The organism is Streptomyces sp. NPDC046122, from assembly GCF_056429965.1.
Genome location: NZ_JBWKLQ010000004.1, coordinates 18,937 through 34,917, shown reverse-complemented (window position 1 = coordinate 34,917; position 15,981 = coordinate 18,937). Strand labels below are relative to the sequence as shown.

Sequence of the window (15,981 nt, the reverse complement as noted above, 5' to 3'; positions counted from 1 at the left end):
AATCCGGCAAGTGTGCCCAACAGTCAAGATCATTACGCTGTTCAGGCGAGGGGATCGGGAGCGGCGGTGACACCGTACTCCGCCAGCTTCGCCCTGCCGCCGTCGACGGCGGTGAGGACGAGCGGCCCCTCCTCGGTCAACGCCACCGAGTGCTCCCAGTGCGAGGACCAGGTGCCGTCGGTGGTGACGACGGTCCAGTTGTCCTCCAGGACGTCCGTCTGCGCCGTACCGAGGCTCACCATCGGCTCGATCGCCAGGCAGAAGCCGGGCACCAGCTTCGGGCCCTTGCCGCGCTTGCGGGTGACGTAGTTCAGCAGGTGCGGGTCCATGTGCATCTCGGACCCGATGCCGTGGCCGCCGTAGTCCTCGATGATCCCGTACTTGCCGGTCGCCGGACGGGGCTGGCGGCGGATGTACGACTCGATCGCCTTGGAGATGTCGACGAGCCGGTTGCCCAGCTTCATCGCGGCCAGGCCCGCCCACATCGACTCCTCGGTCACCCGGGAGAGCTCGATCAGCTCGGGGGCGTGACCGGTGCCGACGAAGGCGGTGTACGCCGCGTCGCCGTGCCAGCCGTCGACGATCGCGCCGGCGTCGATCGAGATGATGTCGCCGTCCTTGAGGACCGTCTTCTCGTCCGGGATGCCGTGGACGACGACCTCGTTCACCGAGGTGCAGATGGTGGCGGGGAACCCGCCGTACCCGAGGAAGTTCGACTTCGCGCCGTGCTCGGCGAGCACCTTGCGCGACACCTCGTCCAGGTCCCGGGTGGTGGCGCCCGGCACGGCCGCCTCACGCGTCGCCGCGTGGACGGCGGCGACGACCAGCCCCGCCTCGCGCATCTTCGCGATCTGCTCCGGGGTCTTGATCTCCACCATGTGTGTGCCTTCCACCTTCGCTGTCACTGCCTACCACGTACTGCGTACCACGCGTCGCCGCGCGCTCAACAGTACGGCCGCGGCGCCTCTCGGACACCGCGGCCGCAACCGTCGTACTGCTCGTTCGATCAGCCCTCGGCAGAGGACTTCTTCAGGGCTTCCATCGCACGGGCGGTGACTTCGTCGACCTTGCCCAGCGCGGAGATGGTGACCACCAGGCCCTGCGCCTTGTAGTGGTCGATGATCGGCTCGGTCTCGCTGTGGTAGACCTCCAGCCGGCGGCGCACCGTTTCCTCGGTGTCGTCGCCGCGCTGGTAGAGCTCGCCGCCGCAGACGTCGCAGACGTCGTCCTGCTTCGGCGGGCTGTACGTCACGTGGAAGACGTGGCTCGAATCGTTGCGGCAGGTGCGGCGACCCGCGATCCGCTTCACGACCTCGTCCTCGGGGACTTCCAGGTCCAGCACGCCGTCGAGGTGCAGACCCTCGGCCTTGAGCGACTCGTCGAGCGCCAGGGCCTGCGAGACGTTGCGCGGGAAGCCGTCCAGCAGGAACCCGCCCACCGCGTCGGGCTGGGCCATGCGGTCCTTGGCCATCCCGATGGTGACCTCGTCCGGTACCAGGTTGCCGGCGTCCATGAACGCCTTGGCCTGCTTGCCGAGGGCCGTGCCCTGGCTGATGTTGGCGCGGAAGAGGTCGCCCGTGGAGATGTGCGGGATCGACAGATTCCTGGCAAGGAACGCGGCCTGCGTTCCCTTGCCGGCACCGGGCGGCCCGACGAGGACGATTCGCATCAGCGGAGGAACCCTTCGTAATTGCGCTGCTGGAGCTGACTCTCGATCTGCTTCACGGTCTCGAGACCCACACCCACGATGATGAGGATGCTTGTTCCACCGAAGGGGAAGTCCGCGTTCGCGCCGAAGCCTGCCAACGCCATCGTCGGCACAAGAGCGATCAGACCCAGATACAGCGAGCCCGGCCAAGTGATCCGGTTGAGCACGTAGCTCAGGTACTCGGCGGTAGGCCGACCTGCCCGGATACCCGGGATGAAGCCACCATACTTCTTCATGTTGTCGGCGACTTCCTCGGGGTTGAACGAGATCGCCACATAGAAGAAGGCGAAGAACACGATCAACAGGAAGTACGTGGCGATGTAGATGGGCTGGCCATCCACGAAGTTCCCCTGAATCCACCGGCCCCAGTCGCTGCTGGCCCCTCCGCCGCTGAACTGGACGATCAGCATCGGGATGTAGAGCAGGGACGAGGCGAAGATGACAGGAATCACACCCGCCTGGTTCACCTTCAGGGGGATGTAAGTGGACGTACCGCCGTAGGACTTCCGCCCGATCATGCGCTTCGCGTACTGCACGGGGATCCTGCGCTGCGCCTGCTCGACGAAGACCACGAGACCCACCATGGCGAAGCCGACCAGGATCACGATGCCGAACTCGATCCAGCCGTTGGCGAGCTCGCCCTTCTCCTTGATGGCCCACAGGGCGCCCGGGAAGCCGGCGGCGATCGAGATGAACATCAGGATCGACATGCCGTTGCCGATGCCGCGGTCGGTGACGAGCTCACCGAGCCACATGACGGCCGCGGTGCCCGCCGTCATCGTGACCACCATCGTGATCGTCACGAAGATCGACTTGTCCGGGACGATCTGGCCCGCCACTTGGCAGCCCTGGAAGATCGCGCCGTTGCGGGCGGTGGCCACCAGACCGGTGCCCTGGAGCACGGCGAGGGCGACCGTCAGATAACGCGTGTACTGCGTGATCTTGGCCGTGCCGGACTGCCCCTCCTTCTTGAGGGCCTCCAGTCGCGGGATGACCACGGTCAGCAGCTGCAGGATGATGCTCGCCGTGATGTACGGCATGATGCCGAGCGCGAAGATCGTGATCTGCAGCAGGGCGCCACCGCTGAACAGGTTGACGAGCCCGAAGAGCCCGCCCGTCTGCGCCTGGTCGACACAGATCTGTACGTTCTTGTAGTTGACGCCGGGAACCGGAACATGGGCCCCGAGCCTGTACAGCACGATGATGCCCAGTGTGAAGAGCAGCTTCTTGCGCAGGTCGGGCGTCTTGAACGCCCGGGCGAACGCGGTGAGCACGGTGCCTCCTGCGACCCCCGCGCTACTGCGTCAGAGGTGACGGTATTGAGGATCGACGAATCCGACGGAACAACGAATGCAACTAGTACATGAATACAAAGCAGTCAAAAGCCGTGCGGGCGCACCGCACGGAAGTTAACGGTGCACGCCACCATACCGGCGACCATGCCCCCCTAGGAACGACCAACCGGGGATGCCCCTTTTGGGAGGCATCCCCGGTCGGTGTTCAAGCCATCGGGCTCGTCTCTCAGACGAGCTCGGTGACGGTGCCGCCAGCGGCAGCGATCTTCTCCTTGGCGGAGGCGGAAACGGCGTCAACCGTCACCGTCAGCGCCACGGAGACCTCGCCGGCGCCGAGCACCTTGACGAGCTGGTTCTTACGAACCGCACCCTTGGCGACCAGGTCGGCCACCGTGACCTCTCCACCCTGCGGGTAGAGGTCGGCGAGCTTGTCCAGGTTCACGACCTGGTACTCGGTGCGGAACGGGTTCTTGAAGCCCTTGAGCTTCGGCAGACGCATGTGGAGGGGCATCTGCCCGCCCTCGAAGCGCTGCGGAACCTGGTAACGGGCCTTGGTGCCCTTGGTGCCACGACCTGCGGTCTTACCCTTGGACGCCTCGCCACGACCCACACGGGTCTTGGCGGTCTTGGCGCCCGGGGCGGGCCGGAGGTTGTGGACCTTCAGCGGGTTGTTCTCCGCCATGTCAGTCGACCTCCTCAACCGTCACGAGGTGGCGGACGGTGTGCACCATTCCGCGGAACTCGGGGCGGTCCTCCTTGACAACCACGTCGTTCAGGCGCTTGAGCCCGAGCGAACGCAGGGTGTCGCGGTGGTTCTGCTTGCTGCCGATGTACGACTTCGTCTGCGTGATCTGGAGACGGGCCATTACGCACCCGCTCCCGCACGAGCACGGAGCAGGGCCGCGGGGGCCACGTCCTCGAGGGGCAGACCACGGCGAGCCGCGATCTCCTCGGGACGCTGCAGGCCCTTGAGGGCCGTCACAGTCGCGTGGACGATGTTGATCGGGTTCGACGAGCCGAGCGACTTCGACAGGATGTCGTGAACGCCGGCGCACTCGAGCACGGCACGCACCGGGCCACCGGCGATAACGCCGGTACCGGGGGAAGCCGGCTTGAGCAGGACGACGCCCGCAGCCTTCTCGCCCTGAATCGGGTGAGGGATGGTGCCCTGGATGCGCGGAACCTTGAAGAAGCTCTTCTTGGCCTCTTCAACGCCCTTGGCGATGGCCGCGGGAACTTCCTTGGCCTTGCCGTATCCGACGCCTACAGTGCCGTCACCGTCGCCCACCACGACCAGCGCGGTGAAGCTGAAGCGGCGACCACCCTTGACAACCTTGGCGACACGGTTGATCGCGACAACGCGCTCAACGTAAGCGGTCTTCTCGGCGGCAGCGCCACCGTCGCGACCCTTCCGGTCCCGCCGCTCGCCGCCACCGGCACCGCTTCCGCGGCGCTGGGGTCCAGCCATTGGATTTACCTCTCTCTGTTACGTCCGTTAGTCCCGGAACCGGGGCTTAGAACTTCAGCCCGGCTTCGCGGGCGGCGTCAGCCAGAGCGGCAATGCGCCCGGCGTACCTGTTGCCACCACGGTCGAACACGACGGCCTCGACGCCGGCAGCCTTGGCACGCTCGGCGACAAGCGCGCCGACCTGCTGGGCCTGGGCGCTCTTGTCGGCCTCGCCACCGCGGATCGAAGCGTCCAGGGTCGACGCCGACGCGAGCGTGTGGCCCGCGATGTCGTCGATGACCTGAGCAACGATGTTGCGGTTGGAGCGCGTCACGACCAGGCGAGGACGCTCCGGCGTACCGGAGACGTGCTTGCGGACGCGGATGTGGCGGCGCTTGATGGCAGCGCGCTTGTACGCGTCACCCTTGGCGATCTTTACACCGTATGCCATGGCTTACTTACCCGCCTTTCCAACCTTGCGGCGGATAACCTCGCCGGCGTACTTGACGCCCTTGGCCTTGTACGGGTCGGGCTTCCGCAGCTTGCGGATGTTAGCGGCGACCTCGCCGACCTTCTGCTTGTCGATGCCCTCGACGCTGAGCTTCGTGGGCGACTCGACCTTGAAGGTGATGCCCTCGGGGGCCTCGACGACGATCGGGTGGCTGTAGCCCAGGGCGAACTCCAGGTTGGAGCCCTTCGCCTGGACGCGGTAACCGACACCGCTGATCTCGAGCGCCTTGGTGTAACCCGTGGTCACGCCGGTGATCATGTTCGCCACCAGCGTGCGGGACAGGCCGTGAAGGGCCTTGTTCTGACGCTCGTCGTTGGGGCGGGTGACGCTGAGCACGCCGTCCTCACCCTTGGTGACCTCGATCGGCGCGGCGACGGTGTGCGTGAGGGAACCCTTGGGGCCCTTCACCGCGACCGTGCGGCCATCGATGGTGACGTCCACACCGGCGGGAACCTGGATGGGGAGCTTGCCGATTCGCGACATTAGCTTTCCTTCCTTTCCCGACTACCAGACGTAGGCGAGGACTTCCCCACCTACGCCCTTCTTGCCTGCCTGCTGGCCGGTCAGAAGACCGTGCGACGTGGAGATGATCGCCACGCCCAGGCCGCCAAGGACCTTCGGCAGGTTGGTGGACTTCGCGTACACACGCAGACCCGGCTTCGAGATCCGCTTGATGCCCGCAATGGAGCGCTCACGGTTCGGGCCGAACTTCAGCTCGAGAACGAGGGACTTGCCAACCTCGGCGTCCTCGACCTTCCAGCCGGTGATGAAGCCCTCCTGCTGGAGGATCTCCGCGATGTGCGACTTGATCTTGCTGTGCGGCATAGCCACGGTGTCGTGGTACGCCGAGTTCGCGTTACGCAGACGAGTCAGCATGTCCGCGATCGGATCAGTCATGGTCATGAATTGGCCTTCGGCCTCTCTCGCCGGGGTTTCCTGTATGCGCCATCCCTCTCCCCACTCAGTGGCGGGACGGGTGCGGTGCGGGGACCTACGGCGTAGTAAGTCGGTCAGGGCGGCAGGCGCCCAACCCCACAAGCCTACGGCATGCGGTGTCGGGCTCCTGCCGACCAGATACTTACCGAGAGCATCCGGAGTACGGGAAGTCCCGTACTACCAGGAGCTCTTGGTCACGCCCGGCAGCTCGCCACGGTGAGCCATCTCACGAAGGCACACGCGGCACAGGCCGAACTTGCGGTAAACGGAGTGCGGCCGGCCGCAGCGCTGGCAACGCGTGTACGCGCGCACAGCGAACTTCGGCTTGCGGGCCGCCTTAGCGATCAGGGCCTTCTTCGCCACGGTCAGTTCTCCTTGAACGGGAAGCCGAGGTGACGAAGGAGGGCACGACCCTCGTCGTCGTTGGTCGCCGTGGTGACCACGGTGATGTCCATGCCCCGGACCCGGTCGATCTTGTCCTGGTCGATCTCGTGGAACATGACCTGCTCCGTGAGACCGAAGGTGTAGTTGCCACGGCCGTCGAACTGCTTCGGCGACAGACCACGGAAGTCACGGATACGCGGCAGCGCGAGCGACAGCGTACGGTCCAGGAACTCCCACATGCGGTCACCGCGGAGGGTGACGTGGCAGCCGATCGGCTGACCCTCGCGCAGCTTGAACTGCGCGATGGACTTCCGGGCCTTGGTGACGGCCGGCTTCTGGCCGGTGATCGTGGTGAGGTCGCGAATAGCGCCGTCGATCAGCTTGGAGTCGCGGGCGGCGTCGCCCACACCCATGTTGACCACGATCTTGACGAGACCGGGGATCTGCATGACGTTCTCGTACGAGAACTCCTCACGCAGCTTGCCCGCGATCTCCTCGCGGTAGCGCAGCTTCAGACGCGGCGCGGTGGTGGTAGTCATCAGATGTCCTCACCAGTCCGCTTGGCAACGCGGATCTTGTTGCCCTCGTCGTCAAAGCGGTAGCCGACGCGAGTGACGACCTTCTTGCCGTCCTTCTCAACAACCAGCTGCACGTTGCTGACGTGGACCGGGGCCTCGGTCGTCACGATGCCACCGGTCTGGGAACCGCGAGCGGTCTGACCGGCCTTGGTGTGCTTCTTGACCCGGTTGACACCCTCGACGAGGACGCGGTTCTCGCGGGGGAAGGCGACGATGACCTTGCCCTGCTTGCCCTTGTCCTTACCGGTGATGACCTGAACCAGGTCGCCCTTCTTGATCTTCATGCTTACAGCACCTCCGGCGCGAGCGAGATGATCTTCATGAACTTCTTCTCGCGCAGCTCACGGCCCACCGGGCCGAAGATACGGGTGCCACGAGGGTCGCCGTCGTTCTTGAGAATGACAGCGGCGTTCTCGTCGAAGCGGATGTACGAGCCGTCCTGGCGGCGGCGCTCCTTGACGGTGCGAACGATGACCGCCTTGACGACGTCACCCTTCTTCACGTTGCCGCCGGGGATCGCGTCCTTGACGGTGGCGACGATGACGTCGCCGATGCCCGCGTAGCGGCGACCCGAGCCACCGAGAACACGGATGGTGAGAATTTCCTTCGCACCCGTGTTGTCGGCGACGCGCAGTCGCGACTCCTGCTGGATCACGTCTATCTCCTGATCGTCTGCCGGTTCCCGGCAGGGGCACCTGGGTGCCCCTGCCGAGCCTGGCGGAACTACTTAGAAGGAAACCCCTCTAAGGATTTACTTGGCCTTCTCGAGGATCTCGACGATGCGCCAGCGCTTGCTCGCCGACAGCGGACGCGTCTCCATGATGAGGACGCGGTCGCCGACGCCTGCGGCGTTGGACTCGTCGTGAGCCTTGAGCTTGTTCGTACGGCGGATGACCTTGCCGTACAGGGCGTGCTTGACGCGATCCTCGACAGCGACGACGACGGTCTTGTCCATCTTGTCGCTGACGACGAGACCCTCACGGGTCTTGCGGAATCCGCGCTGCTCAGTCGTCTCAGTCACATTCTTCTCGCTCATCAGGCGCTCTCCACCGTCTCGATGCCCAGCTCGCGCTCGCGCATCAGGGTGTAGATCCGGGCGATGTCCTTACGGACGGACTTGAGCCGGCCGTGGTTCTCGAGCTGTCCGGTCGCCGCCTGGAAGCGGAGGTTGAACAGTTCTTCCTTGGCCTCACGGAGCTTCGCGACGAGGTCCTCGTCGTTGAGCTCGCGCAGCTCGGTCGCCTTGGTACCGGCCGCCATCACGACTCACCTGCCTCGCGCCGAACAATCCGGCACTTCATCGGAAGCTTGTGAGCAGCGCGGGTGAGCGCCTCACGAGCAATCTTCTCGTTCGGGTAGGACAGCTCGAACATGACCCGGCCCGGGTGCACGTTCGCGATCCACCACTCGGGAGAACCCTTACCGGAACCCATGCGGGTCTCGGCAGGCTTCTTCGTCAGCGGGCGGTCCGGGTAGATGTTGATCCAGACCTTGCCGCCACGCTTGATGTGGCGGGTCATCGCGATACGAGCAGCCTCGATCTGGCGGTTCGTCACGTAGGCCGGGGTCAGCGCCTGGATGCCGTACTCGCCGAATGCGACCTCAGTGCCACCCTTCGCCATACCGCGGCGCTTGGGGTGGTGCTGCTTGCGGTGCTTGACCCTACGAGGGATCAGCATTTCGGTCAGGCCTCCGTTCCGGTGCTCTCAGCCGGAGCAGCGGCGGCGGGAGCGTCGGCCTTGGGGGCCTCTGCTGCCGGTGCGCCCTGCTGCGGCTTGCGGCCGCGGCCGCCACGCTCGCCACCACGTCCGCCACGGCCACCGGCCGGACGGTCGGCCGCGCCGCCACCACGGGCCGGGCGGTTACCCGCACGGGCCGCGGCGTTCTCGGCACGGACCTCGGCGATGTTCTTGACGTCGCCCTTGTAGATCCAGACCTTCACGCCGATACGGCCGAAGGTGGTCTTGGCCTCGAAGAAGCCGTAGTCCACGTTCGCGCGCAGCGTGTGCAGCGGCACACGACCCTCGCGGTAGAACTCGGACCGGGACATCTCGGCGCCGCCGAGACGGCCACCACACTGGATCTTGATGCCCTTGGCGCCGGCCTTCATCGTGCCCTGCATGCTCTTACGCATGGCGCGACGGAAGGAGACGCGGGAGGAGAGCTGCTCGGCAACGGCCTGAGCAACCAGCTGAGCGTCCATCTCGGGGTTCTTGACCTCGAGGATGTTCAGCTGGACCTGCTTGCCCGTGAGCTTCTCGAGGTCACCGCGGATGCGGTCGGCCTCGGCGCCACGGCGGCCGATGACGATGCCCGGACGAGCGGTGTGGATGTCCACACGCACGCGGTCACGGGTGCGCTCGATCTCCACCTTCGAGATGCCGGCGCGCTCCATGCCGGACGTCATCATCCTGCGGATGGCGACGTCTTCCTTGACGTAGTCCTTGTACAGCTTGTCGGCGTACCAACGGGACTTGAAGTCCGTGGTGATGCCGAGCCGGAACCCGTGCGGGTTTACCTTCTGGCCCATTACCGGGAACCTTCCTTGCTGCTGACGACCACGGTGATGTGGCTGGTCCGCTTGCGGATCCGGTAGGCACGGCCCTGAGCGCGCGGACGGAACCGCTTCAGGGTCGGGCCCTCGTCGACGTACGCCTCGCTGATGACCAGCGAGGAGGCGTCCGTGTGGTCGTAGTTGTGCGCGGCGTTGGCAATGGCGCTGTCAAGCACCTTGCCGACCGGCACGCTGGCGGCCTGCGGGGCGAAACGCAGGACCGCCTGGGCCTCCGTGGCATCCATGCCACGGATAAGGTCCACCACGCGGCGGGCCTTCATGGGCGTGACGCGGATGTACCGCGCCTGGGCCCTGGCTTCCATGGTTGTCCCTTCGGTGTCGTTCATAGTCATCGCACCCCGCCTTAGCGGCGCTTCGACTTGCGGTCGTCCTTGACGTGGCCGCGGAAGGTGCGGGTCGGCGCAAACTCGCCGAGCTTGTGGCCGACCATCGACTCGGTGACGAACACCGGGACGTGAATCTTGCCGTTGTGCACCGCGATGGTGTGACCCAGCATGCTGGGAATGATCATCGAGCGCCGGGACCAGGTCTTGATGACGTTCTTGGTGCCTGCTTCGTTCTGTACGTCCACCTTCTTTACGAGGTGTCCGTCGACGAAGGGCCCCTTCTTGAGACTGCGCGGCATCTAAACCCGCTCCTAGCGCTTCTTGTTCGTCTTGCGGCGGCGGACGATGTACTTGCTCGATGCCTTCTTCGGCGAGCGAGTACGACCCTCCTTCTGACCCCACGGGCTGACCGGGTGGCGACCACCGGAAGTCTTGCCCTCACCACCACCGTGCGGGTGGTCAACCGGGTTCATCGCGACACCGCGGACGGTCGGGCGTACGCCCTTCCAGCGCATACGGCCGGCCTTGCCCCAGTTGATGTTCGACTGCTCGGCGTTGCCGACCTCGCCGATCGTGGCGCGGCAGCGGGCGTCGACCAGCCGGATCTCACCGGACGGCATACGAAGGTGGGCCATCGTGCCCTCCTTCGCCAGCAGCTGCACGGAGGCACCCGCGGAACGGGCGAACTTCGCGCCGCCGCCGGGCCGCAGCTCGATGGCGTGGATGGTCGTACCGACCGGGATGTTGCGCAGCGCGAGGTTGTTGCCGGGCTTGATGTCGGCCGTGGGGCCGTTCTCAATCCGGTCACCCTGCGACAGGCCACGCGGTGCGATGATGTAGCGCTTCTCGCCGTCTGCGTAGTGCAGCAGCGCGATGCGCGCGGTGCGGTTCGGGTCGTACTCGATGTGAGCGACCTTCGCCGGCACGCCGTCCTTGTCGTGACGACGGAAGTCGATCACGCGGTAGGCGCGCTTGTGTCCGCCACCCTGGTGGCGAACGGTGATCCGACCGGCGTTGTTACGGCCGCCCTTGCTGTGCAGGGGGCGGACCAGCGACTTCTCCGGCGTGGACCGCGTGATCTCGACAAAGTCGGCTACGGAGGAGCCACGGCGGCCCGGCGTAGTCGGCTTGTACTTGCGGATTCCCATTTCTCAGTCCTCGTCCGATTCCGGACGACTCGACCTCCGTCAGGAGGTCGGGCCGCCGAAGATGTCGATACGGTCGCCCTCGGCGAGGGTCACGATGGCGCGCTTGGTGTCGGCGCGCTTGCCGAAGCCGGTCTTGGTGCGCTTGCGCTTACCCTGCCGGTTGATCGTGTTGACCCCGGTGACCTTGACCCCGAAGACCGCCTGGACGGCCTGCTTGATCTGCGTCTTGTTGGAGCCGGGCGCGACGATGAACGTGTACTTGTTCTCGTCGAGCAGCGCGTAGCTCTTCTCGGAAACAACCGGCTTGACGAGGACGTCGCGCGGGTCCGTGAAGGTCTTGCTGGTTACGGTCGCCTCAGCCATCAGACGTCGCTCCCTTCGGTCTCATCGGCCTTGGTGGGGCCAGACACGAAGGACTCGAAGGCGGCCTTGGTGAAGACCACGTCGTCAGAGACGAGCACGTCGTACGTGTTCAGCTGGCCCGGCTCCAGGAGGTGCACCTGGGGCAGGTTGCGGGCGGACAGCCACGCGGCCTCGTCCGAACGCTCGGCGACCAGGAGCACGTGCTTGCGCTCGCTGACCTTGCCCAGCAGGGACTTCGCGGCCTTCGTGGAAACCGCACCCTCGACCACGCCGGAGACGACGTGGATGCGAGCGTTGCGCGCCCGGTCGGTGAGGGCGCCACGCAGAGCGGCGGCCTTCATCTTCTTGGGCGTGCGCTGCGAGTAGTCACGCGGCTGCGGGCCGTGGACGACGCCACCGCCGGCGAACTGCGGGGCGCGGGTCGAGCCCTGACGGGCGCGGCCGGTGCCCTTCTGGCGGTACGGCTTCTTGCCGCCACCGCGGACTTCGCCGCGACGCTTGGTCTTGTGCGTGCCCTGACGGGCAGCGGCCAGCTGTGCGACAACGACCTGGTGGATCAGCGGGATGCTGACCTTGGCGTCGAAGATCTCCGCGGGGAGGTCGACGGTCCCGGCCTTGTCGCCTGCCGGCGTAAGGATGTCAATGGTGCTCATCGGTTCCTCAAACCCCCTTGGCCGCGGTGCGGACCAGGACGAGGCCACCGTTGGGGCCGGGGACGGCGCCCTTGATGAGCAGCAGACCCTTCTCGGCGTCAACGGCGTGGACGGTCAGGTTCTGGGTGGTGACCCGCTCGTTGCCCATACGACCCGCCATGCGCATGCCCTTGAAGACACGGCCGGGGGTGGCACAGCCACCGATGGAACCGGGCTTGCGGTGCACGCGGTGGGCACCGTGCGAAGCCTTGCCACCGGCGAAGTTGTGACGCTTCATGACACCGGCGAAGCCCTTGCCCTTGCTCTTGCCCGTGACGTCGACCTTGACGCCGGACTCGAACACCTCGGCAGTGATCTCCTGGCCGAGCGTGTACTCGCTGGCGTCGGAGGTACGGAGCTCCACCAGGTGGCGGCGCGGGGTCACGTCGGCCTTGGCGAAGTGGCCCTTGAGGGGCTTGTTCACCTTGCGAGGGTCGATCTCGCCGAAGGCGATCTGGACCGACTCGTAGCCGTCGGTGTCGTTCGTGCGGACCTGGGTCACGACATTCGGCCCGGCCTTGACGACGGTCACCGGGACAACCCGGTTGTTCTCGTCCCAGACCTGGGTCATGCCGAGCTTCTCGCCCAGGATTCCCTTAATCTGCTTAGCCATCTCCGCGCCCCTCAGAGCTTGATCTCGATGTCAACGCCGGCCGGAAGGTCCAGGCGCATCAGCGAGTCAACGGTCTTGGGGGTGGGGTCGAGGATGTCGATGAGGCGCTTGTGCGTGCGCATCTCGAAGTGCTCGCGAGAATCCTTGTACTTGTGCGGCGACTTGATGACGCAGTACACGTTCTTCTCTGTGGGCAGCGGCACCGGGCCCGCGACCGACGCACCAGTGCGAGTCACCGTCTCGACGATCTTCTTCGCCGAAGAGTCGATGACCTCGTGGTCGTAGGCCTTGAGCCGGATGCGGATCTTCTGTCCCGCCATGGCTACCTAGTAGTCCTGTTCTCTCGAAACGCTCTGGGACCCGGGGGCTGTCTTTGCCAGCACCGCTCTCCTCCGACCCACGCGGTCGGGCGTGTCGCATCCTCGCCAGTACGAAATCCCGAAGGTTTTCCCTGAAGCAGGGGATGCGGTCCGCGACCGCTGGTCCGGGGGAGAAACACCCACCGGGCGCCTGGTCTCAGCCCCGCTGACGCTTCCCGAAAGATTCCCGTACGTCCGCCCCAGCGCTGCCCGGAGGGGCAGTTGGGGCGACGAGTACTGTGGGACTCGCTTCCGGTCCTCCCGACGGGAGGCGCGCAGCATCGGCACTCAACCGAGCAACCCCGACAGTCTGCCATACGGGGCACAGCCCGCGCCAATCGGGCGCAAGAGATTACCCCGTACGTGACGAACGTCAAACCGACCCGCAGCCCGGGCGCGCCGCACCGCCCCACCCGTGTGGGTGAAGGGCCCCGTTCCGGGCGAACGCGGGGCCGGTGTGCCCAGGAGACCACGGTCGTTCCCGCGGGGCCCCGGCACCCCCTGGCAGCCCAGATCTGGAGGGACCTGCGGGCCGTCGGCCTCTCCCTCTTCCGCTCGGAGACCGCGCAGCGCCTACGGGGTGAGGGCCGGGCCGAGGACGTCGTCCTGCTGCTGACCAAGCGAGGCATCGAGGTCCCCGAGGAAGCCAGCGACCGCATCACCGAATGCACCGACCTCGGCACGCTCGGCGTCTGGTTCGACCGGGCCGTCACCGCCACCCCGGCGGAGGAATTGTTCGCCGCGGAGCGGCGGGCAGCTGAAGCGGCCCGAGCCCCTGTCCCGCGTGCCGCGGGGGCAGGGGCTCGGCCGTCCGGGCGTCAGCTCGTGGAGGCGTACACCAAGGCCGGACGGTCACTGTCCGCGCAGGCGTCATCGCGGTGCAGCGTAAGCGCAGCCGGGCACGCTGAGTGATGGGAACAGGGAAGTCATCCTCACGACATCAAAAGCTTTCAATCCCCGGAGCAAGAACCCCTCCGAACCCCACCAGCCTCCCCGTCACCCACACGGGTGGCGTTCGCCAACTGCGCTGGTATTCGGGCCGGTTGCCGGGCATATGCTCGCGGCGACAACCGCAGACATGCGACGGCCCCCGGCCGGGACGGCAATCCCGAACGAGGGCCTGACCAACGAGGAAGCAGTCTCTTCCCGATGGATGTTCAGCACCTTAGCGCGCGCTCGCGCGCCTCGTCCGGCGTTCCCCGGGCCGCCGCCCGTTCCGGTTCCGGCGTCGTCCACGTCAACACCCGGCACACCAGCCGCTACACCGTCGTCGGCAACCACCTCACCCAGCACCGCGAACTGACGCTCGTGGCGATCGGGCTCGCCGCGCACATCCAGTCGCTGCCCGCCGGGGCCCGTATCGGCATCAAGTGCCGAGCGGAGCCGCCTCACCCGCATGCCGAAGTCCGAGCCGCGCCGGCCCGCGCCCCCGGCCCGGCGCAGCGAGCAGGCCGCGCCCCGGGCCGCCCCCGACGCCGTACGCGCCGCCCTGTCCGCGAACCTTCCCGAGCAGCCGCGCGACCCGGCGGCCCTGCTCGCGCACCGGCTCACCACGCTGCTGCCGCCGCCCATGCAGCCCGCGCCGAAGGTGGTGCGGCCGGACCCGTTCCAGACCTGTGAGGACTGCGACCGCGCCTTCCGGGAGCCGCCTAGCATGACGGTGACGACCCCTGCCCCTGGGCACAGACGAGGAGCGAGCGCCATCATGACCATCGCCCCGGACGACGCACGGCGAGACGGCCACCTGTACCAGGTGATGCGGGAGTTCGTTCAGTCCATGGACGACACCCTTCCCGGCAAGTTCGAGATCACCAAGGAAGGGATCGTCCACGACATGATGTCGCCCGCGAAGCCGCACGAACTCACCACGCTGCGCGTGCGCAGGCGCCTGGAGAAGGTGCTGCCGCAGGAGCTCGTGGCCCACACGGGGATGCCGGACGTGGAAGAGGCGGCCGAGGGCATCATGCGTCATCCCGACGTGATGGTGATCGCCGAGGCGGACATGGAGGGAGAGGGGTCCTTCGACCCTCGTACGCTCGTCGCCGCCGTCGAGGTCGTGTCACGGTCCAATCCGGACAACGACTGGGTGAGCAAGATGAGGGACTACCCCTTGCTGGGCATTCCCGTGTACGCGGTCTTCGATCCGCGTACCGGATCGGGCGCGGTGCTCTCCGACATCCACTCCACGCCGGACGGCCCCCGCTACGCGACCCGGAAGGATTTCGTGTACGGCGAGGACGTCAACATCGGCGCGTGGACGATCTCGACGGAGCAGCTGCCCCGCTACCCGTAGCCCGGAACGCGTCACAGGTCCTTGGCCTGGCGACGGCGCCGCCGCGCGGCCACGAGACCCACGGTGAGAGCCGCCGCGGCGGCCGTGAGCCCGATGCCCAGGGCGGTCTCGGTGGTGCTGGTCCCGTCGTCCATGGTCCCGCCCTCGCCGCCCCTGACCCCGAGACTCGGGGACGCGGTGGGCTGAACGGGTGCCTCGGTTGCGGCCGAGACGGTAGCGGTGGGGGTCGCGGGCGTCGCCGTGGTCGTGGTTGTGGCGGTGGCCGCCGGTGTGGTGGGCGACGCCGTGGCCGGGGCCGTGGCCGTCGTCGTGGTGGTGACGGTGACCACCGGCCGGGGCGCGGCCGTGGCCGTGCCGATCTGGCCTCTGCTCGGCAGTGCCTCGCAGGCGATCCTGTCGTCGTCGCCCGGGTCCTCGTCGAGCCGGTACGGGTCGCTTGGGTCCCGGTCGAACTCCGCCTGCGCCTCCTCCTGGTAGGTGAAGTCGCTGCAGTCGAGGTCGGGCTGCGCGTACGAGACGCCGGTCATCGGGAGTGAGGCGGCGGCAGCCAGTACCACGGCTGTCGCGGCAGTACGAAGATTCATTTCTCGAACGTAAGCAGGGTGATCTTTCTCTGCCACTCGACCGGTGGGCCGTACGCCGGCGGAGACCTCCCGCCCGGCGAACCGGAACGCCCCTCGGAGCAACCCCGACGCCCCAGCTCACGTCTAGTCCAGCGCGGCCCGGCCACGGGGGGCGGGCCGCGCCACCAGG

27 protein-coding genes are annotated in these 15,981 nt (G+C 66.8%); 2 read left to right on the top strand and 25 right to left on the bottom strand.

Annotated features, from left to right (window positions below; all coding sequences use genetic code 11):
- Positions 1-41 precede the first annotated feature (41 nt).
- The 24 genes from map to rpsJ form a co-directional block, all read right to left on the bottom strand.
- On the bottom strand, positions 42-878 hold the full coding sequence (gene map, locus AC07FK_RS13260) for a type I methionyl aminopeptidase (protein WP_479104996.1): 837 nt from the start codon (positions 876-878) through the stop codon (positions 42-44).
- 128 nt (positions 879-1,006) lie between these two features.
- A complete protein-coding gene (locus AC07FK_RS13255; RefSeq protein WP_479104995.1) occupies positions 1,007-1,669 on the bottom strand; it encodes an adenylate kinase in 663 nt (220 codons plus the stop codon).
- Positions 1,669-2,982 carry a preprotein translocase subunit SecY gene (gene secY, locus AC07FK_RS13250; protein WP_453404610.1) on the bottom strand — a complete coding sequence of 438 codons (1,314 nt, stop codon included), beginning with the start codon at positions 2,980-2,982 and terminating at the stop codon, positions 1,669-1,671. The genes AC07FK_RS13255 and secY overlap by 1 nt, the downstream gene beginning before the upstream one ends.
- A 247-nt stretch (positions 2,983-3,229) precedes the next feature.
- Entirely contained in the window at positions 3,230-3,685 is a 456-nt protein-coding gene (gene rplO / locus AC07FK_RS13245) for a 50S ribosomal protein L15 (protein WP_069927442.1), read from the bottom strand.
- A 1-nt stretch (position 3,686) separates the two neighbouring features.
- Positions 3,687-3,869: a 50S ribosomal protein L30 gene (gene rpmD / locus AC07FK_RS13240; protein WP_028812361.1), complete on the bottom strand. Its 183-nt coding sequence runs from the start codon at positions 3,867-3,869 to the stop codon at positions 3,687-3,689.
- Positions 3,869-4,471, bottom strand: a complete 603-nt coding sequence (gene rpsE / locus AC07FK_RS13235) for a 30S ribosomal protein S5 (RefSeq protein ID WP_028812362.1) — start codon at positions 4,469-4,471, stop codon at positions 3,869-3,871. Before rpsE ends, rpmD begins: the two co-directional genes overlap by 1 nt.
- A 46-nt stretch (positions 4,472-4,517) precedes the next feature.
- Positions 4,518-4,901 (bottom strand): 50S ribosomal protein L18, encoded by a 384-nt coding sequence (gene rplR / locus AC07FK_RS13230; RefSeq protein ID WP_028812363.1) that lies wholly within the window; start codon positions 4,899-4,901, stop codon positions 4,518-4,520.
- Positions 4,902-4,904: 3 nt separating this feature from the next.
- Positions 4,905-5,444, bottom strand: a complete 540-nt coding sequence (rplF, locus tag AC07FK_RS13225; RefSeq protein WP_138894201.1) for a 50S ribosomal protein L6 — start codon at positions 5,442-5,444, stop codon at positions 4,905-4,907.
- 21 nt (positions 5,445-5,465) lie between these two features.
- Positions 5,466-5,864: a 30S ribosomal protein S8 gene (gene rpsH, locus AC07FK_RS13220; protein ID WP_028812365.1), complete on the bottom strand. Its 399-nt coding sequence runs from the start codon at positions 5,862-5,864 to the stop codon at positions 5,466-5,468.
- Positions 5,865-6,074: 210 nt separating this feature from the next.
- Complete coding sequence (locus AC07FK_RS13215) at positions 6,075-6,260, bottom strand: type Z 30S ribosomal protein S14 (protein WP_004571834.1); 186 nt, start codon at positions 6,258-6,260, stop codon at positions 6,075-6,077.
- 2 nt (positions 6,261-6,262) lie between these two features.
- The gene (rplE, locus tag AC07FK_RS13210; RefSeq protein WP_028812366.1) at positions 6,263-6,820 is read right to left on the bottom strand and encodes a 50S ribosomal protein L5; all 558 of its coding nucleotides are present in this window, start codon (positions 6,818-6,820) and stop codon (positions 6,263-6,265) included.
- Positions 6,820-7,143, bottom strand: a complete 324-nt coding sequence (gene rplX / locus AC07FK_RS13205) for a 50S ribosomal protein L24 (RefSeq protein ID WP_028812367.1) — start codon at positions 7,141-7,143, stop codon at positions 6,820-6,822. The genes rplE and rplX overlap by 1 nt, the downstream gene beginning before the upstream one ends.
- Before the next feature lie 2 nt (positions 7,144-7,145).
- Positions 7,146-7,514 (bottom strand): 50S ribosomal protein L14, encoded by a 369-nt coding sequence (gene rplN / locus AC07FK_RS13200; protein WP_003966950.1) that lies wholly within the window; start codon positions 7,512-7,514, stop codon positions 7,146-7,148.
- A gap of 96 nt (positions 7,515-7,610) precedes the next feature.
- Positions 7,611-7,895 (bottom strand): 30S ribosomal protein S17, encoded by a 285-nt coding sequence (gene rpsQ / locus AC07FK_RS13195; protein WP_028812368.1) that lies wholly within the window; start codon positions 7,893-7,895, stop codon positions 7,611-7,613.
- Positions 7,895-8,119 (bottom strand): 50S ribosomal protein L29, encoded by a 225-nt coding sequence (gene rpmC / locus AC07FK_RS13190; protein ID WP_028812369.1) that lies wholly within the window; start codon positions 8,117-8,119, stop codon positions 7,895-7,897. The genes rpsQ and rpmC overlap by 1 nt, the downstream gene beginning before the upstream one ends.
- Positions 8,119-8,538 (bottom strand): 50S ribosomal protein L16, encoded by a 420-nt coding sequence (rplP, locus tag AC07FK_RS13185; protein ID WP_028812370.1) that lies wholly within the window; start codon positions 8,536-8,538, stop codon positions 8,119-8,121. Before rplP ends, rpmC begins: the two co-directional genes overlap by 1 nt.
- A gap of 5 nt (positions 8,539-8,543) precedes the next feature.
- On the bottom strand, positions 8,544-9,389 hold the full coding sequence (gene rpsC / locus AC07FK_RS13180) for a 30S ribosomal protein S3 (protein ID WP_028812371.1): 846 nt from the start codon (positions 9,387-9,389) through the stop codon (positions 8,544-8,546).
- Positions 9,389-9,736, bottom strand: a complete 348-nt coding sequence (gene rplV / locus AC07FK_RS13175; protein ID WP_028812372.1) for a 50S ribosomal protein L22 — start codon at positions 9,734-9,736, stop codon at positions 9,389-9,391. The genes rpsC and rplV overlap by 1 nt, the downstream gene beginning before the upstream one ends.
- Positions 9,737-9,777: 41 nt before the next feature.
- Positions 9,778-10,059, bottom strand: a complete 282-nt coding sequence (gene rpsS / locus AC07FK_RS13170; RefSeq protein ID WP_138894198.1) for a 30S ribosomal protein S19 — start codon at positions 10,057-10,059, stop codon at positions 9,778-9,780.
- A gap of 12 nt (positions 10,060-10,071) precedes the next feature.
- Entirely contained in the window at positions 10,072-10,908 is an 837-nt protein-coding gene (gene rplB / locus AC07FK_RS13165; RefSeq protein ID WP_138901389.1) for a 50S ribosomal protein L2, read from the bottom strand.
- Between the two features lie 39 nt (positions 10,909-10,947).
- The gene (gene rplW / locus AC07FK_RS13160) at positions 10,948-11,271 is read right to left on the bottom strand and encodes a 50S ribosomal protein L23 (protein ID WP_138901390.1); all 324 of its coding nucleotides are present in this window, start codon (positions 11,269-11,271) and stop codon (positions 10,948-10,950) included.
- Positions 11,271-11,924 (bottom strand): 50S ribosomal protein L4, encoded by a 654-nt coding sequence (gene rplD / locus AC07FK_RS13155; protein ID WP_138901391.1) that lies wholly within the window; start codon positions 11,922-11,924, stop codon positions 11,271-11,273. Before rplD ends, rplW begins: the two co-directional genes overlap by 1 nt.
- A 7-nt stretch (positions 11,925-11,931) precedes the next feature.
- Positions 11,932-12,576 (bottom strand): 50S ribosomal protein L3, encoded by a 645-nt coding sequence (rplC, locus tag AC07FK_RS13150; protein ID WP_069927448.1) that lies wholly within the window; start codon positions 12,574-12,576, stop codon positions 11,932-11,934.
- A gap of 11 nt (positions 12,577-12,587) precedes the next feature.
- Positions 12,588-12,896 (bottom strand): 30S ribosomal protein S10, encoded by a 309-nt coding sequence (gene rpsJ / locus AC07FK_RS13145; RefSeq protein WP_003948644.1) that lies wholly within the window; start codon positions 12,894-12,896, stop codon positions 12,588-12,590.
- A 402-nt stretch (positions 12,897-13,298) separates the two neighbouring features.
- Between rpsJ and AC07FK_RS13140 the strand changes: the two genes are divergently transcribed.
- Entirely contained in the window at positions 13,299-13,847 is a 549-nt protein-coding gene (locus AC07FK_RS13140) for a hypothetical protein (protein WP_479104994.1), read from the top strand.
- Positions 13,848-14,640: 793 nt separating this feature from the next.
- A complete protein-coding gene (locus AC07FK_RS13135; protein WP_479105448.1) occupies positions 14,641-15,228 on the top strand; it encodes a Uma2 family endonuclease in 588 nt (195 codons plus the stop codon).
- A gap of 11 nt (positions 15,229-15,239) precedes the next feature.
- Here AC07FK_RS13135 and AC07FK_RS13130 read toward each other — a convergent pair whose 3' ends face one another.
- Complete coding sequence (locus tag AC07FK_RS13130; RefSeq protein ID WP_479104993.1) at positions 15,240-15,812, bottom strand: excalibur calcium-binding protein; 573 nt, start codon at positions 15,810-15,812, stop codon at positions 15,240-15,242.
- Positions 15,813-15,981 lie beyond the last annotated feature (169 nt).